We start from the raw sequence: 15,403 nt of genomic DNA, 5'->3' as shown, positions 1-15,403 counted from the left end.
CGTAGGCTATTTTGCGTAGTCACCCATCACCCCCGCAGGCCGGGTGCCTCCTGGCCTGTGCGCGCGACATACTCTGTGTAGCCTCCGCCATAGGTGTGTACGCCATCGGGCGTGAGTTCCAGCACCCGGTTCGACAGCGCGGCAAGGAAGTGGCGGTCGTGGCTGACGAACAGCATCGCGCCTTCGTAGCGCGACAGGGCATCGACCAGCATTTCCTTGGTCGCGATGTCGAGGTGGTTGGTCGGCTCGTCCAGCACGAGGAAGTTCGGCGGGTCGAACAGCATGATCGCCATCACCAGCCGCGCCTTCTCGCCGCCTGAGAGCACGCGGCACTTCTTTTCGATATCGTCGCCGGAAAACCCGAAGCAGCCTGCCAGAGCGCGCAGCGGCGCCTGTCCGGCCTGCGGAAATGCGTCTTCCAGCGATTGCAGCACGGTACGCTCGCCTTCGAGCACTTCCATCGCGTGCTGCGCGAAATAGCCCATCTTGACGCTCGGCCCGCGCGCGACGCTTCCCTCGTCGGGCTCGGCCGCGCCCGCGATCAGCTTGAGCAGGGTGGACTTGCCGGCCCCGTTGACGCCCATGACGCACCAGCGCTCGCGCCGCCGCACCTGAAAGTCGAGCCCTTCGTAGATGGTCTTGCTGCCGTAGGCCTTGTGGATGTTCTTGAGCGTGGCCACGTCCTCGCCCGAGCGCGGCGCCGGCTGGAACTCGAAACGCACGGTCTGCCGGCGCTTGGGCGGTTCGACCTTGTCGATCTTGTCGAGCTTCTTGACGCGGCTCTGCACCTGGGCTGCGTGCGAGGCCCGCGCCTTGAAACGCTCGATGAAGGCGATTTCCTTGGCGAGCATGGCCTGCTGGCGCTCGAACTGCGCCTGCTGCTGCACTTCGGCCAGCGCGCGCTGCTCCTGATAGAAGGTGTAATCGCCCGAATACGAGATGAGCGACCCGGCATCGATTTCGATGATCTTGCTCACGATCCGGTTCATGAACTCGCGATCGTGCGAGGTCATCAGGATCGTGCCTTCATAGCCTTGCAGGAAGGATTCGAGCCAGATCAGGCTTTCGATGTCGAGATGGTTGCTTGGTTCGTCGAGCAGCATCGCGTCGGGCCGCATCAAAAGGATCTTGGCCAGCGCGACGCGCATCTTCCAGCCGCCGGAAAGCTTGCCGACATCGCCGTCCATCATCTCCTGGCTGAAACCGAGCCCGTCGAGCACCTCGCGGGCACGCCCATCGAGCGCGTAGCCGTCCAGTTCGTCGAAACGGCCCTGCACCTCGCCGTAGCGGTTGATGATCTCGTCCATCTCGTCGGCGCGGTCGGGATCGCCCATGGCGGCTTCCAGTTCGGCCATCTCGGCCATCAGCGCGCTGACGGGACCGACGCCGTCCATCACCTCGGCGACCACGCTGCGCCCGGCCATCTCGCCGACATCCTGGCTGAAATAGCCGATGGTGACGCCGCGCTCGGTGGAGACCTGGCCTTCATCGGGGGCTTCCTGCCCCGTAATCATCCGGAACAGCGTCGTCTTGCCGGCCCCGTTGGGGCCGACCAGCCCGATCTTTTCGCCTTTCTGAAGCGCGGCCGACGCCTCGATGAAGACGATCTGCTGACCGTTCTGCTTGCTGATGTTTTCGAGACGAATCATGGATGGAGGGACCCTGCGGATTTCTGCGGGGTCCCTTACGGGATCAGATCATCGGGAGAAAGAGGCGACGTTGTCTCAGGCGGCCTTGCGCAGGCCTTCCTTGTCCACCCACGCTTCGGCATCGTCGAGCGCCTTTTCCAGCCGGTCGAACAGTTCGTGCAGCTCGCTCTCGCTGATGATCATCGGCGGGCACATCGCGATCGTGTCGCCGATGGCGCGCAGGATCGCACCGTGGTTCTCGCAGAATTTGGCGGTCTGCGGCCCGACGCCTTTCTTGGGGTCGAAGGAGCGCTTCGTCGCCTTGTCCGCCACCAGCTCCACGCCGCCCATCAAGCCGCAATGGCGCGCCTCGCCCACCAGCGGATGATCCGCCAGCTTCGTGATGCGCCTCTCGAACAGCGGCGTGAGCTTGCGGACATGGCCGATGATGTCGCGCTTCTGGTAGATTTCTATCGCCTTGACGCCAAGCGCGCAGCCCAGCGGATGCCCACCATAGGTGAAGCCGTGGCCGAAGGTGCCGATCTTGGCCGAGTGGTCGACATAGGCCTGATAGATGTCTTCGGGCACCATCACCGCGCCCAGCGGCGCGTAGGCCGATGTCAGCTGCTTGGCCGCCGATATGGTGGTGGGCTTCATGCCCAGCGTCTGGCAGCCCCACCAGTTTCCCGTGCGGCCGAAGCCGTTGATGACCTCGTCGTCGATCAGGATGATGTCGTGCTCGTCCAGCACTTCCTGGATGGCGGGGTAGTAGGCTGCCGGCGGCACGATGACGCCGCCCGCGCCCATCACGGGCTCGGCGATCATGGCGGCGATGGTGTCCGGTCCCTCGCGCTCGATCAGGTCGCGCAGCGACTTCACGATGCGCGCGGTGAACTCCGCCTCGCTCTCGCCGGCCTCGCCGAAGCGGTAATAGTGCGGGCAGTCTGTGTGCAGCACGCGGTCCACCGGCAAATCCCAGCCAATGTGGTTGTAGGGCAGCCCGGTTAGCGACGCCGACATGATGGTCACGCCGTGATAGGCCTTCACGCGCGAGATGATCTTCTTCTTGTTGGGCCGGCCGAGCGCGTTGTTCATGTACCAGGCGAGCTTGACCTGGGTGTCGTTGGCCTCCGAGCCCGACGAGGTGAAGAACACCTTGGAGACCGGCATCGGCGCGATCTCCTTGAGCTTCTCGGCCAGCTCGATGGCCGATTCCGTGCCCTTCGCGCCGAACAGGTGATAGTAGGGCAGCGTGCGCAGCTGCTCGGTCGCCGCCTCGACCATCTCCTCGTTGCCGAAGCCGAGCCCGGCACACCACAGGCCGGACATGCCCTCGATGTAGCCCTTGCCCTGCGTGTCGTAGACGAATACGCCTTCGCCGCGCTCGATCACCAGCGGCCCGATCTCGCCCAGCTTGTGGATCGGCGTGTAGGGATGCAGCACCGAAGCGACATCGCGCGCCTGGAGATTGGTGAGCGGGACGGACTGATTCATCTTGACCTCCTGAGTGGAGGCCAAATCTAGCCGCTATCGCTCGCCCGCGTAAGGCCGCGCGGTCGCTGGTTCACATCGCCATCGAGCTTGGCCCAGCCTCGTGCGTCGGTGGGGTCCAGCTTTCGGCAAGGCCGGCATAGGCCTGCGCGATGGTCGCGATCGGCAGTTCGCTCTGCGAAACCGGGGTGACGCTCACGCCCTGACCGCTGGACGGCAGGTCGATGATGGCGATCTCTCGCCCGTCGGCGGTTTCGAAGGCGACCGCAGCCATCCAGTGTTCTGCGCCGTCCTTGGCGGCCTTCATATGGAAAAGCAGGACGCCGCCCACTTCCTCGACTGTTTCGCGTATCGCGGCCTCGTATTCCTCGCCCTCGATCTTCTTCAGACCGAGCTCCAGCTCGATCTCCACGGCTTCCAGAGAGGGAAAGGAAGACAGTGGCGGCGGAGGCTGCAGCGGGGGAGGGGTCGCTTCGACAGCGGAAATTTCCATAGGGAGGGCCTCATCCTGTCAGACTTTTCTTAACCCACCCGCAAAACCACGGTTCCGCCGGAAGATGGCGTCTTTGTGGCGTCGCGCCGTGTACCATGGTCGCAATACATCGCATCTGGACAAGACGGACGTTCCGGCAAAGACTGCGGCCCGCAAACAGGAGGAATGCGATGCTCGGACTCATGCAGGATTGGCCACTGCTCTGCCACAAGATACTGGACCACGCGGCGGTGCAGCACGGTGGACGCGAAATCGTGTCGCGGTCCGTCGAAGGGCCGATCGTGCGGACCACCTACGCCGAGGCACGCACGCGCGCGCTCAAGGTCGCCCAGCTTCTGGAGCGCGAGGGTTTTGCAGCCGGCGACCGCATCGCGACGCTGGCGTGGAACACCGGCCGTCACCTTGAAGCGTGGTACGGCATCATGGGCATGGGCGGGGTCTACCACACGCTCAACCCGAGGCTCTTCCCCGAGCAGATCGCGTGGATCATGAACCATGCGGAGGATGCGGCCCTCTTCGTTGACCTGACCTTCCTGCCGCTGGCCGAGAAGATCGTGCCGCAGGTTGCATCGGTGCGAAAGGTCATCGTCTTCACCGATGCCGCCCATATGCCGCAGACGAGTCTGTCCAATGCGGTTTCCTACGAGGAGTGGTTGGCCGCAGCCGATGGCGATTTCGCCTGGAAGCAGCTGGACGAAGGTGCTGCCTGCGGCATGTGCTACACATCCGGCACGACGGGCGACCCCAAGGGCGTGGTCTATTCCCACCGCTCCAACGTGCTGCACGCGATGATCGCCTGCATGCCGGACGCGATGGGCATCTCGTCGCGCGACGTCATCCTGCCGGTCGTGCCGATGTTCCATGCCAATGCCTGGGGTCTTGCGCAGGCCGCGCCGATGATCGGCGCGAAGCTGGTCATGCCCGGCGGCAAGATGGACGGGGAATCGATCTACGAGCTTCTCGACACCGAGAAGGTGACGTTCACCGCCGCGGTGCCGACCGTGTGGCTCATGCTGCTGCAATATCTGGAGCAGACGGGCAGGAAACTGCCCCATCTGAAGAAGGTGGTGATCGGCGGATCGGCCTGCCCGCGCGCCATGACGCAGAAGTTCCAGCAGAACTACGACGTCGAGGTCATCCATGCCTGGGGCATGACGGAGATGTCCCCGCTGGGCACGCTTGGCACCATGAAGCCGGAATATGCGGCGCTGGAAGGCGATGCCCGGCTCGACATCCAGCAAAAGCAGGGTACGGCGCCGTTCGGCGTGGAGATGAAGGTGACCGACGACGACAACCGCGACCAGCCGTGGGACGGCAAGACCTTCGGCCGGCTCAAGGTGCGCGGACCGGCCGTGGCGGGGGCCTACTACGGCGGCGCTGGGGCCGACCAGTTCGACGAGGACGGCTGGTTCGACACGGGCGATGTCGCGCATATCGACCCCAACGGCTACATGCAGATCACCGACCGCGCAAAGGACGTCATCAAATCCGGCGGCGAGTGGATTTCGACCATCGACCTCGAAAACCTCGCGGTCGGCCACCCAGATGTGGCGGAAGCGGCCGTCATCGGCATCGCCCATCCCAAATGGGACGAGCGCCCGCTTCTGGTGGTGGTGCGCAAGGAGGGCAAGGAGCCGTCGAAGGACGACCTGCTGGGCTTCATGGAAGGCAAGATCGCCAAGTGGTGGATGCCCGACGACGTAGTGTTCGTGGACGAGATCCCGCATACGGCGACCGGCAAGATCCAGAAGACCACGCTGCGCAGCCAGTTTGCCGACTATCGCCTGCCGACGGGGTGAGGGTGCCGCACCCGGCTGCCGTCGTTCCTTCCGCGCGACATCTTTGACGCTCTGCCGGCAAGCCGGTAAGAGGCGAGCGGAGATCAGGATCGCGGGGTAGGATGGTGTTGTTGCCGGAACGGCGGGTTTCGCGAATGGCGCAGTGGGCCAGACGCATTTCCGGTTTTTCGCTCGTGCTGCTGGTCGTGGCATGCTTGGCGCATCGCTACGCGTTCATAGAGACGATCGGCTTCTTCTGGGTGCTGGGTCTGGCGGCGGCCCTCGCGCTCACGGGGCTGGCGCTCGCGGTGGGCGGATTTTTCCGTCTTTGGGAATATGGCGAAAAGGCCGGCCGGGCGTCGCTTGCGGCAACGGTGCTGTCCGTCATCGTGCTGGTGCCGTACCTTGGCGGAGCATGGCTCGTTCTGAGCAATCCTGCGCTCAACGACATCTCGACCGACCTGCTGGAGCCGCCGGAATTTGCCCGCGCCGCCCGCGCGCGCTCGGCTGAGATGAACCAGATAGGTCCGATAGGTGCAGAGGCGGCCGATCTTCAGGTCCGCAACTATCCCGATGTCAGCGCACGCCGCTACGACGCATCGACCGCGCGCGTGCTGAGCGCCGTTGCGGCCGTCATCACCGCGCGCGGCTGGACGCCATACGCACCGCTGCCCACCGACGCCGACGCGGGCGAGGTCGTCATCGAGGTCGAGGCGCCGACATGGCTGGTGCGTCTTCCCGCCGATGCGGCGATCCGGCTGACCGACGAGGGCGAATCGACCTTCGTCGACATGCGGCTTGCAGCGCGCTACGGCCTGCACGATCTTGGCGACGGCGCACGCCGCATCCGCGCCTTCATGGCCGATCTGGACGCTGAGTTTAACCGCCAGTCGCTCGAGATCATCGACATCCCCGCATCAGGCGAGGAAGAAGACGCCGTCGATTGAGGGTTCCCCTTCGGCCGTCACCACGCCGCGAGACGCCAGGTCCTCCAGATGCGCCAGCACCGACAGCCCCGCCGCCCCGTAGAGGCGCGGGTCGGTGTCGCGGTAGATCGCCGCTACCATCTCCGCGATGGTGCGGTCGCCGTTGCGCAGGCGCTCGACTATGGCGCGCTCGCGCATCTTGCGATGCGCCTTCAGCCCGCGCATGAACGACGAAGGGTGCGTGACCGCGCCGCCATGGCCCGGCAGGAAAACGCGATCCTCGCGCTGCAACAACCGGTCCAGCGAGGCCATGTAGTCCGACATGGCACCGTCCGGCGGCGCGACGATCGATGTAGACCACGCCATCACGTGGTCGGCCGAGAACACGATACCCGTTCCCTCCAGCGCGAAGACGACATGGTTGGCCGTGTGTCCGGGTGTGTGGAGGGTGCGCAGCGCCCACCCGTCGCCCTGCGTCAGCGCGTCGTCGGGCAGCGGCATGTCGGGCAGGAAATCCGTGTCGCCGCTGGCGTCCAGCGGGTTGATCTCGCCGATGCGCAGCGGCCGGGCAGGGCGGTGCGGCCCTTCCGCAAGCACCGTCGCGCCGGTGTCTTGCGCCAGCCTGCGCGCCAGCGGCGAATGATCGACATGGGTGTGGCTGACGAAGATGTGGCTGACGGGGCGTCCGTTGATCGCCTTCAGCAGCGCCGCCAGATGCGCCTCGTCCTGCGGGCCCGGGTCGATCACGGCCAGCGTATCCCTGCCCACCAGGTAGGAATTGGTGCCGTGAAACGTGAATGCGCTCGGATTGTTGACGGTGATTCGCGCGACACCCGGCGCAACCTCGACCGCCTCGCCATAGGCGGGTTCGAATTTGGTGTCGAAGTCGAGAGCCATATGGATGAGGACCGTGGTGGTGGACGGGAGGGCGAAACGAGTTGCCGCATATCACGGAAGCTAATATAGGGGGAACATCGCACCGGCGCTGCCCGGTCTGTGAAGTTTCTGATGGAGAACGACATGTCCGCCGCAATTCTCTCCCGCCCGCTGATCTCTCTCGCGCTGCCCGAAAAGGGTGTGGCGCGCTATGCCGTGCTCGGCTTTCTGGCGCTGGCCGGAACGCTGCTGCTGACGCTGTCGGCCAAGACCAAGGTCGTGCTCGGCCCCGTCGACATGTCGCTCCAGACGCTCGTCGTTCTCGGCATCGCCGCCACCTTCGGCCTGCGCCTCGGCGTTGCGACGCTCCTGCTCTACATGGCGCAGGGCGCGATGGGCTTCCCCGTGTTCCAGTCGACGCCTGAGAAGGGCATCGGCATCGCCTACATGCTGGGCACCACGGGCGGCTTCCTCGCCGGCTTCGTCGTCATGGCGGCCATCGTCGGCTGGGCTGCCGATCGCGGCTGGGACCGCAACCCCTTCAAGCTGTTCGGCGCGATGCTCGCAGCCGAAGTGGTGATGATGGCGATAGGCTTCGCGTGGCTCGCCACGATCATCGGCGGCGCTGCCGCCTGGCAGTTCGGCGTCGCGCCCTTCATCCTGCCCGACCTCGTCAAGGTCGCGCTGGCCGCCGCCATCGTGCCGGCCGTCTGGGCACTCTTCGCCCGCCGCTAGAACGCCAGACAGAACAGCAAAAAGGCCGGTCGCTCGACCGGCCTTTTTTTGTTGGTGCGGGCCCCGTTCAGCGCCCGATGAAATCCACGATCGTCGCGATGATGCGGTCCTGGTCTTCGCGCGAAAGATAGGGGTGCATCGGCAGGCACAGGATGCGGGTCGGCAGCTCTTCCGACAGCTCGAGCCCGCCCGGGGCCGTCTGGTAGCGCGCATAGGCGACCTGCTGGTGCAGCGGCTTGACGTAGTAGATAACCGAAGGGATGCCCGCCGCCTGAAGATGCGCCTTCAGTTCGTCGCGTCGCGGCGTCTCGATGGCGTACTGCGCCCAAGCGGAGCGGTTGCCGGCGGGCAGCTCGGGCACCTTCACGACGCCGCGCAGTCCGTCATTGTAGCGCAGGGCGATCGCCTGCCGCTTCTCCATCTCGTCTTCGAGGATCGCCAGCTTCTCGATAAGGATCGCGGCCTGCAGCGTGTCGAGGCGCGAGTTCAGGCCGACATGGATGTTGTCGTACTGCGTCTCGCCCTTGCCGTGGAAGGCCAGCGAACGCAGCTTCTCAGCCATCGCGTCGTCGTTGGTGAACATCGCGCCGCCGTCGCCGTAGCAGCCCAGCGGCTTGGCCGGGTAGAAGCTGGTCGAACCGACATGGCCGAAGCTGCCGCACATGCCGTTGCCGGACGATCCGCCGACCGACTGGGCGGCATCCTCGATCACGATGAGACCATGCCGCTCGGCGATGGCCGAAACCGCCTGATAGTCGGCCGACAGGCCGAAGAGGTCGACCGGAATGATCGCGCGCGGCGTCAGCCGACCCTCCGCCTTCACCATCTGGATGGCGGCTTCCAGGCTGGCGGGGTCGATGTTGTAGGTATCGGGTTCGATCTCGACGAAGACCGGTTCGGCCTGCCTCAGCGCGACCACCTCGGCCGTTGCGGCGAAGGTGAAGGAGGGCACGAAAACCGCGTCGCCCGGGCCGATATCGTGTGCCATCAGCGGCAGCAGCAGCGCATCCGTGCCGTTGGCGCACGCCACAACATGCTTCACGCCGACATAGCTCGCCAGCGCCTTTTCGAATTCGGCCACCTGCGGGCCCAGAATGTAGCGTCCGTCCTCGACCACGCCGTCGATTGCGGCCTTGAGCCTGTCACGAATGCGCTCCCGCTGAGCGCCGAGATCGATGAATTGCATGTCGTTCCGTTCGGTTTGTTTCCGCCGCCTGCCTGCCGCGCCCGCTGTTAGCAGAGTTACCGGCAGACCGAAAGCCGCGCGGATTGGCGCAGCGCCTCCCGGATCTAGGGCTTGGCGCGCCGCTTCCAAAGGGTCGTGCGCGAAATGCCCAGCCTTTTGGCCGCTTCGCCCACGCGCCCCTGCGATAGCGCGAGCGCGCGTTCGATCTGCTCGGCCTCGCTGTGGCGCCTTGCATCGGCAAGCGTTTCGGCGGGGATCGCGTCGAGGATGCGTTCGGGAAAGATGTCCGCCGGTTCGAGCGTGTCTCCGGCGGCCAGCACGTTCGCACGCTCGAGCCGGTTGCGCAGTTCGCGGATGTTGCCGGGCCAGTCGTGATGAAGCAGCGCGGCCACCGCATCGCGTGAAAGGTTGCGCACGGTCGTCCTGCTTCGCGCTGCCGCTTCGCTCAGAAACCGGTTTGCGAGTTCCTCGATCTCGTCGGCGCGTGCGCGCAGCGGCGGCAGCGGGATTTCGATCACGGAGAGCCGGTAGTAGAGGTCGTCGCGAAAGGTCTTTTCCGCGCGCATCGCTTCGAGGTCGGCATTGGTCGCAGCGACGATCCGCCCGCGAAAAACACGGTCGGTCCGCGAGCCGAGCGGACGAAAACGGCCATCCTCCAGCACGCGCAGAAGCGCCGTCTGGAGCCGTGCGTCCAGTTCGCCTATCTCGTCCAGAAAGAGCGTGCCTTCGCCCGCTTCCTCGAAAAACCCGACATGGGCCTGCGCCGCACCGGTGAATGCGCCGCGCTCATGGCCGAAGAACTGGCTCTCCAGAAGATCGTGGGGGATCGCGCCACAGTTCACCGCGACGAAGGGCTGTGCCGCTCTGGGCGACACGTCGTGCAGATAGCGCGCCGCGACTTCCTTGCCGGTGCCGGTTTCGCCGGTGATGAGAACCGGCAGGTCGGTTCCGGCGACGCGGCGCAGCTGCTCGGCGATGAGCTTCATCGCCGGGGAAATCGCAAACTCCACCGCGCGCTCGCCGTCCGGCTGGGATGGGCGTCCGGCCAGCCTGTTGCGGATGCGGGCGATGAGGTCGTCCACGTCGTAGGGCTTGGTCAGGTAATCGTCCGCGCCCGCCTTCATCAGGCGCACCGCCTGGTCGATCTGGCCGAATGCGGTTGCGAACAGGATGGGCGTGTCGCCCAGCCATGGCTGCGCCCGGCGATAGAGGTCTTCGCCCGACCCGTCCGGCAGCACGATGTCGGAAAGCACGAAGTCTGGATGGCGGCGCTTGAGCGCGGCCAGCGCCTCCGCGCAGCTTTGCGCCCATGCGATGTGAAAGCCTTCCAGCTTCAGTCGTTGCGAGATCGCGCCGCCGAGAATGGCGTCGTCCTCGACGATCAGAATGTGGGGCGAGTTCATTTCGCTGCCTCGTTCGCCCGGAAGGGCAGGCTCAGCGTTATCCTGGTTCCCGATCCGGTCTTCGCCTGCACCGATACGCGACCTTGCAGCCGCTCGACAAGGCGAATGACGACGGCAACCCCCAGTCCGGTCAGGTCCTGCGGGTCGCTGCCTTCCTCCAGCGCGCGCGCCGTCTGGGCGTCGAGGCCGCTGCCCCGGTCCTGCACTTCGATGACGAGTTCTCTGGCGTGCGCCTTCGCGGTCAGCTTCACGGTCTCGCCCTTGGCCGAGGCGTGAACGGCGTTCAGGAGCAGGTTGAGCAGGATCTGGCGCACCTCGAGCGCGGCGACGTGCATCTCGTCGGGTATGTCCAGTTCCATGTCGATCGTCACGCCGCGCGAACTTCCATCGGCCTCCACCAGCAGGCGCAGGTCGTGAAAATCCTGCCGCGACAGCGCGCGCCACTGGGGCCGGGCGCGGTGGCTCTCCAGCGTCGCGTTCACCACCTCTTCCAGCGCGCGCACGCCGCGTTCGAGGAAATCGACCGCCTCGTTGCGCGTTTCCGGCCTGTCGCCATATCGCTTCAGGGTGCCGACAGCGGTGCGCATGCCGCCCAGCGGGTTGCGTACTTCATGGGCGATGGTGGCCGCCAGCCTGCCCAGCACGGCCTCGCGCTCCTGGTCGGCCAGATGCGACAGCAGCGCCTCGCGCTCGTGGCTGGCATGGGCCATGGCGTTGAAGGCGTGGAACATGCGGGAAGCCTGTCGGTCGCCGCGCGGCATCTCGTCGTCGCCGATCGGGCGCGGTTCGCCGAACGCGGCGTCATAGAGCCGCCGGGCAAGCAGGGCGAGCGGCTGCTGCATCCGCCGCACCATGAAGAAGCCGATCACCGCGCAGGCAAAGCTGAAGGCGAGGTCGAACAGCAGCAGATAGAGGCGAAGTTGCCGCGGCTGCTCCTGAAACGACGATATGTCGAGGTTGGCGGCGACGATGCCGAGCTGCGTGTCACCGTCGTGAAGCCCACGCCAAATCCACACGTCTCCTTCGGGCGAGACGGGTAGCGCCCCGCTCTCCTCCGGGCCGATTGCGGGGGGAGGGCCGGTCTCCGGCAGTTCGTCGCGCTGCGCGTCGGCCACCACGGCCCGCTCGGTATCGAAATAGACCAGACGTCTGTCGACCACGCCTTCGTGAAACTTGAGAGCCCGTTCCAGAACGCTCTGGATGGCCGGCGCGTCGCCGTTAAGGGCCGGCGTCAGCAGGGCCGCCGAGAGGCCGTCGAGATAGACGTGGCCGAGGGTCGCGACCTGCTGCTCGGCCTGCCGCGACATGAAGATGATCGCCGTCTGCGTCGAAACGACGGCCGTGAAGAAGATCATCGTCGCAGCGATCAGCGGAAGCCGAACGGCGACGGGCATTTTCTGGGTCAGCGCATCCAAGACGCCGGCACTCCCGCTAGCGATTTCCCTTTCAGGTTCGCAAGCGCCGTGCCCGGCTTCAACTGAAAACGACGATTGGCGCATCACCTTTGTCCGAAGCCTCTGCCGGCGTGATGCGATGGCGCGCCAGCCGCGCCGCGGGATCGATCTGCTTTTCCGCCAGCCCGTGGTCGAACCAGGCGTGGCGCGGCAGCACGAGCGTGACGCCCCGGTCGAGCTGCGCGCGCAGGATCGCGACGGGATCGCCTTCCTCCACGCTGACGGCAAAGCGGATATTGGCGGCCCTGGCGGCCTGCTCGAACGACTGCACGGCCTCGGCCATCCTGTGCCGCGCCTTGGTCGTCAGCGTGTTGCGGAGCTGGGCTGCATAGTGGTTGCCGCCCAGCGGGACGGGGCCGACATTGTGGAGCGTCTTGGTGTCGACGATGGCGAGGCCAACCAGGTCGGCCTTGTGCGTTCTCGCCAGCTCGAGTGCTTCCGCGATGGCGGTTTCCAGACCGCGCCCGCTGGCCAGCCCCAGAACCACCTGATCTATCCCTTTTTGCATCTTCGTTCTCCGCGGACGCGCTGTGGCTGGCTGGTCGAAATCGCCACGACGCAGCTCGCCCTTGAGCTGGTCGTCGCTGGTGCCGCCCCACAGCGGTACGCCGGCGACATAGCCGGCGCGGGCAAGCAGGTGGCCCGCGATGGGTTGGGTCAGAAGCAGGAAGACGATCGCGATCGCGACCTTGATCCACATGCCGGGCGACGGCTCGGCAAAGGCCACGCCGATCAGCAGCAGGCCGCAGCCCGCCACGCCGGCCTTGGTGGCGGCATGCATGCGCATGAAATAGTCGGGCAGGCGCAGGACCCCGACGGCGGCGATGAGGCACAGCCCCGCGCCGGCCACCAGAAAGAGCGCGGACAGAAGCGCCATCATCCTTCTTCCTCCTCGTCGATGGAGCCGCGTTCGATGAAGCCGGCAAAGGCCACCGAGGCCAGGAAGCCCACCAGCGCGACGCCGAGTGCGATGTCGATGAAGGCCGTCGAACCGGAGACGATGACGGCCATGCCGGCCGCCGCGACGCCCAGAAGGCTGAGAATGTCCAGCGCGACGACCCGGTCCGGCCCGCTTGGGCCACGCACGATGCGCACGCCTGCGCACACCAGAGCCGCCAGCAGCAGCATCAGGGCGACGAACACGCCGCCGTGGTAAAGTGCCTGTACGATCATGGCAGCACCTCCTGAACGTGACGCTCGAAGCCGTCCTTGATCTGCGTGACCGTCTCGTCGGAGACGTTCATCACGTGCACGTAGAGGGTCGAGCGATCTTCGCTGACATGCAGGCTGGTGGTGCCGGGCGTCAGCGTAATCATGTTGGCAAGCAGCGCGATGCCGCTTTCGCTCTTCACGTCGAGCGGCACCGCCAGAATTGCCGAGCGGATTGGCCGACGCGGATTGAGCACGGTCAGCACCACGTCGTGCACCGACAGGGCCAGGTCACGGAAGAACAGGCCTGTCAGGCGCAGCCATGCGAGGGGGGCGCTCATGGGTTGACCTCCGCAAGTTGCTCGGCCGGGCCGAAGACCGCGTCGATGTAGACGGACTGGTCGAGGAGCTGCGCTCCCGCCCGCATCGAGAAGTCGACGAACGGTTCGGCGAAGAAGCCGATGGTGAGCGTAACGCAGGCCAGCGCCACGATGGGGGAAAGCATGATGAGCCGGGTCCGGCGGTCCGCCTGCCATGACTGCATGGCGGCCGTGGCGTTCTCCGGCGCGGCTTTCCAGAACGCCTCGTTCCAGATCTTCACCATGGAATAGAGCGTCAGCGTGCCGACCATCAGGCCCGCGCCGGCGAGGATGTAGTGCTCGGCATCGAGGCTGGCCTTGATGACCGTGAACTTGGACCAGAAGCCCGACAGCGGCGGCAGGCCCGCCAGCGACAGCGCGGGGATGAGGAACAGCACGCCCAGCATGGGCATGGTGCGGTAGAGGCCGCCGGTCTTCTTGAGGTCGAACGAGCCGCCGGCCCTGTTCACCACGCCCGCCAGCAGGAACAGGTTCGCCTTCACCACGATGTGGTGGATGACGTAGAGGATCGAGCCGCCGACGGCGAGCGGTGTCGCCACCACGATGCCGAACAGCATGTAGCCGATCTGGCTGATGATGTGGAACGACAGGATGCGGCGGATATCGAAGTGCGACGCTGCGCCCAGAACGCCGGTGACCATGGTGAAGATCGCGATACCCGCGACGATCGGCCCGGTATAGCCGGCGTCGCCGTCGAACAGCAGCGTGAAGGTGCGGATGATCGCGTAGACGCCCACCTTGGTCAGCAGCGCGGCGAAGATCGCCACGATGGGCGCCGACGCCGTGTGGTAGGCAGCGGGCAGCCAGTAGAACAGCGGGAACACGGCCGCCTTCGCACCGAACGCCATCAGGAACATCACCGCGATGGTCGTCACCAGCCCCTGGTTCTCGACGGTGGGCAGCACGCGGGCGATGTCGGCCATGTTGAGCGTGCCGGTGAGGCCGTAGAGGAAGGCGACGCTGATGAGGAAGAAGGTCGTCGCGATCAGGTTGAGCGTGACGTATTTGACGCCTGCGTCCAGCTGGTCGCGCGTGCCGCCCAGCGCCAGCAGGCCGAAGGACGAGATCAGCATGATCTCGAACCAGACATACAGATTGAAGATGTCGCCGGTGAGGAACGCGCCGGTCACGCCCAGCAGCAGCCCCTGATAGAGCAGGTGGTAGAACGCGTTTTCCTTGGGCTCGATGTTGCCCGCAAGCCCGTAAACACCCACGGCAACCGCCATGACGCCGGTAATCAGCACCATGGCTGCCGCAAACATGTCCGCCACGAAGACGATGCCGAACGGCGCGTCCCAGTTGCCAAACCGCGTCACCAGCACGGTGCCGTCATGGACCGCTGCCATCAATGCTATGGCCGAGCCCAGAAGCCCGATGCTGGCTGCCAGGTTTATGGCGCGCTGCGCGTTCTTGTTGGACCAGAACAGCGCGCAGAGCGCGATGCCCAGCGCGGGAAACAGGATCGGCAGTGTCAGAAGCAGGTCGGCGTTCATCATGCGTGCTCCGTCACCTTTGCGGGCGCGCTCCTGCGCGGCTCGGTCACGCTCTTTTCGGCCGGCCGTGGCTCGGCCTCGCGCATGGCCTCTGCATCGAGCGTGCCGAGGCGGCGGTGGGCGCTTTCGAACAGCACCACGGTGAAGGCGACGAGCGCGAAGGAGATGACGATGGCCGTCAGGATCAGCGCCTGCGGCAGCGGGTTGGCGCCACCCACGAGCATGGTTTCTCCGGCCGGCACGAGCGGCGGAATGCGCGAGTCGAGACGCCCGGCAAGGAAGATCGAAAGATTGGCGGCGTTGCCGAGCACGAGCAGGCCGAGCACGATCCGCAGCACGTTGCGCGACATCAGCAGATAGGCGGCGACCGCCACCATGACGCCGAAGGCGAGGGCGAAGACGGGCTCCACG

Annotated in this window: 15 protein-coding genes; 3 read left to right on the top strand and 12 right to left on the bottom strand. The window is 65.8% G+C overall.

The window, feature by feature from the left end:
• Nucleotides 1-26: 26 nt before the first annotated feature.
• From FY036_RS12180 to FY036_RS12170, 3 genes are all read right to left on the bottom strand, one after another.
• Complete coding sequence (locus tag FY036_RS12180; protein ID WP_148915011.1) at nucleotides 27-1,649, bottom strand: ABC-F family ATP-binding cassette domain-containing protein; 1,623 nt, start codon at nucleotides 1,647-1,649, stop codon at nucleotides 27-29.
• Between the two features lie 75 nt (nucleotides 1,650-1,724).
• A complete protein-coding gene (locus FY036_RS12175) occupies nucleotides 1,725-3,122 on the bottom strand; it encodes an aminotransferase (protein WP_148915010.1) in 1,398 nt (465 codons plus the stop codon).
• A gap of 70 nt (nucleotides 3,123-3,192) precedes the next feature.
• Entirely contained in the window at nucleotides 3,193-3,612 is a 420-nt protein-coding gene (locus tag FY036_RS12170; RefSeq protein ID WP_148915009.1) for a hypothetical protein, read from the bottom strand.
• A gap of 170 nt (nucleotides 3,613-3,782) precedes the next feature.
• On the opposite strand from FY036_RS12170, the gene FY036_RS12165 reads away from it, so the two are divergent.
• Complete coding sequence (locus FY036_RS12165) at nucleotides 3,783-5,411, top strand: 3-(methylthio)propionyl-CoA ligase (RefSeq protein ID WP_148915008.1); 1,629 nt, start codon at nucleotides 3,783-3,785, stop codon at nucleotides 5,409-5,411.
• A gap of 134 nt (nucleotides 5,412-5,545) precedes the next feature.
• Nucleotides 5,546-6,337, top strand: a complete 792-nt coding sequence (locus FY036_RS12160) for a DUF1499 domain-containing protein (RefSeq protein WP_161601129.1) — start codon at nucleotides 5,546-5,548, stop codon at nucleotides 6,335-6,337.
• Here FY036_RS12160 and FY036_RS12155 read toward each other — a convergent pair.
• A complete protein-coding gene (locus FY036_RS12155; RefSeq protein ID WP_148915006.1) occupies nucleotides 6,308-7,213 on the bottom strand; it encodes an MBL fold metallo-hydrolase in 906 nt (301 codons plus the stop codon). The two genes, FY036_RS12160 and FY036_RS12155, sit on opposite strands and share 30 nt — an antisense overlap.
• Nucleotides 7,214-7,336: 123 nt before the next feature.
• Here FY036_RS12155 and FY036_RS12150 point away from each other — a divergent pair, with 123 nt between their 5' ends.
• Entirely contained in the window at nucleotides 7,337-7,927 is a 591-nt protein-coding gene (locus tag FY036_RS12150; RefSeq protein WP_148915005.1) for a biotin transporter BioY, read from the top strand.
• A gap of 67 nt (nucleotides 7,928-7,994) precedes the next feature.
• On the opposite strand, the gene FY036_RS12145 is transcribed toward FY036_RS12150, so the two are convergent.
• The 8 genes from FY036_RS12145 to FY036_RS12110 all read right to left on the bottom strand — a co-directional run bounded on the left by FY036_RS12145 (nucleotide 7,995) and on the right by FY036_RS12110 (nucleotide 15,402).
• Complete coding sequence (locus FY036_RS12145) at nucleotides 7,995-9,113, bottom strand: DegT/DnrJ/EryC1/StrS family aminotransferase (protein ID WP_148915004.1); 1,119 nt, start codon at nucleotides 9,111-9,113, stop codon at nucleotides 7,995-7,997.
• 104 nt (nucleotides 9,114-9,217) lie between these two features.
• Nucleotides 9,218-10,516 (bottom strand): sigma-54-dependent transcriptional regulator, encoded by a 1,299-nt coding sequence (locus FY036_RS12140; protein ID WP_148915003.1) that lies wholly within the window; start codon nucleotides 10,514-10,516, stop codon nucleotides 9,218-9,220.
• Complete coding sequence (locus tag FY036_RS12135; protein WP_161601128.1) at nucleotides 10,513-11,931, bottom strand: sensor histidine kinase; 1,419 nt, start codon at nucleotides 11,929-11,931, stop codon at nucleotides 10,513-10,515. Before FY036_RS12135 ends, FY036_RS12140 begins: the two co-directional genes overlap by 4 nt.
• 58 nt (nucleotides 11,932-11,989) lie before the next feature.
• Nucleotides 11,990-12,850: a monovalent cation/H(+) antiporter subunit G gene (gene mnhG, locus FY036_RS12130; protein WP_148915001.1), complete on the bottom strand. Its 861-nt coding sequence runs from the start codon at nucleotides 12,848-12,850 to the stop codon at nucleotides 11,990-11,992.
• Nucleotides 12,847-13,143, bottom strand: coding sequence for a monovalent cation/H+ antiporter complex subunit F (locus tag FY036_RS12125; RefSeq protein WP_201744750.1), 297 nt, complete (start codon nucleotides 13,141-13,143; stop codon nucleotides 12,847-12,849). Before FY036_RS12125 ends, mnhG begins: the two co-directional genes overlap by 4 nt.
• A complete protein-coding gene (locus FY036_RS12120; protein WP_148915000.1) occupies nucleotides 13,140-13,460 on the bottom strand; it encodes a Na+/H+ antiporter subunit E in 321 nt (106 codons plus the stop codon). The genes FY036_RS12125 and FY036_RS12120 overlap by 4 nt, the downstream gene beginning before the upstream one ends.
• Nucleotides 13,457-14,995, bottom strand: coding sequence for a proton-conducting transporter transmembrane domain-containing protein (locus FY036_RS12115; protein WP_148914999.1), 1,539 nt, complete (start codon nucleotides 14,993-14,995; stop codon nucleotides 13,457-13,459). The genes FY036_RS12120 and FY036_RS12115 overlap by 4 nt, the downstream gene beginning before the upstream one ends.
• Nucleotides 14,992-15,402 (bottom strand): NADH-quinone oxidoreductase subunit K, encoded by a 411-nt coding sequence (locus FY036_RS12110; protein WP_148914998.1) that lies wholly within the window; start codon nucleotides 15,400-15,402, stop codon nucleotides 14,992-14,994. Before FY036_RS12110 ends, FY036_RS12115 begins: the two co-directional genes overlap by 4 nt.
• Nucleotide 15,403 lies beyond the last annotated feature (1 nt).

This window comes from Neoaquamicrobium microcysteis (assembly GCF_008180155.1).
GTDB classification, from domain to species: Bacteria; Pseudomonadota; Alphaproteobacteria; order Rhizobiales; family Rhizobiaceae; genus Aerobium; species Aerobium microcysteis.
Note: the sequence above shows the minus strand (reverse complement) of the source record. Positions and strands in the feature narration are given on the sequence as shown.

Bases quoted from the DNA above. Each gene is read 5' to 3' on its own strand.
- FY036_RS12180 (WP_148915011.1), bottom strand. From the start codon at position 1,649: ATGATTCGTCTCGAAAACATCAGCAAGCAGAACGGTCAGCAGATCGTC.
- FY036_RS12175 (WP_148915010.1), bottom strand. From the start codon at position 3,122: ATGAATCAGTCCGTCCCGCTCACCAATCTCCAGGCGCGCGATGTCGCT.
- FY036_RS12170 (WP_148915009.1), bottom strand. From the start codon at position 3,612: ATGGAAATTTCCGCTGTCGAAGCGACCCCTCCCCCGCTGCAGCCTCCG.
- FY036_RS12165 (WP_148915008.1), top strand. From the start codon at position 3,783: ATGCTCGGACTCATGCAGGATTGGCCACTGCTCTGCCACAAGATACTG.
- FY036_RS12160 (WP_161601129.1), top strand. From the start codon at position 5,546: ATGGCGCAGTGGGCCAGACGCATTTCCGGTTTTTCGCTCGTGCTGCTG.
- FY036_RS12155 (WP_148915006.1), bottom strand. From the start codon at position 7,213: ATGGCTCTCGACTTCGACACCAAATTCGAACCCGCCTATGGCGAGGCG.
- FY036_RS12150 (WP_148915005.1), top strand. From the start codon at position 7,337: ATGTCCGCCGCAATTCTCTCCCGCCCGCTGATCTCTCTCGCGCTGCCC.
- FY036_RS12145 (WP_148915004.1), bottom strand. From the start codon at position 9,113: ATGCAATTCATCGATCTCGGCGCTCAGCGGGAGCGCATTCGTGACAGG.
- FY036_RS12140 (WP_148915003.1), bottom strand. From the start codon at position 10,516: ATGAACTCGCCCCACATTCTGATCGTCGAGGACGACGCCATTCTCGGC.
- mnhG (WP_148915001.1), bottom strand. From the start codon at position 12,850: ATGATGGCGCTTCTGTCCGCGCTCTTTCTGGTGGCCGGCGCGGGGCTG.
- FY036_RS12125 (WP_201744750.1), bottom strand. From the start codon at position 13,143: ATGATCGTACAGGCACTTTACCACGGCGGCGTGTTCGTCGCCCTGATG.
- FY036_RS12120 (WP_148915000.1), bottom strand. From the start codon at position 13,460: ATGAGCGCCCCCCTCGCATGGCTGCGCCTGACAGGCCTGTTCTTCCGT.
- FY036_RS12115 (WP_148914999.1), bottom strand. From the start codon at position 14,995: ATGATGAACGCCGACCTGCTTCTGACACTGCCGATCCTGTTTCCCGCG.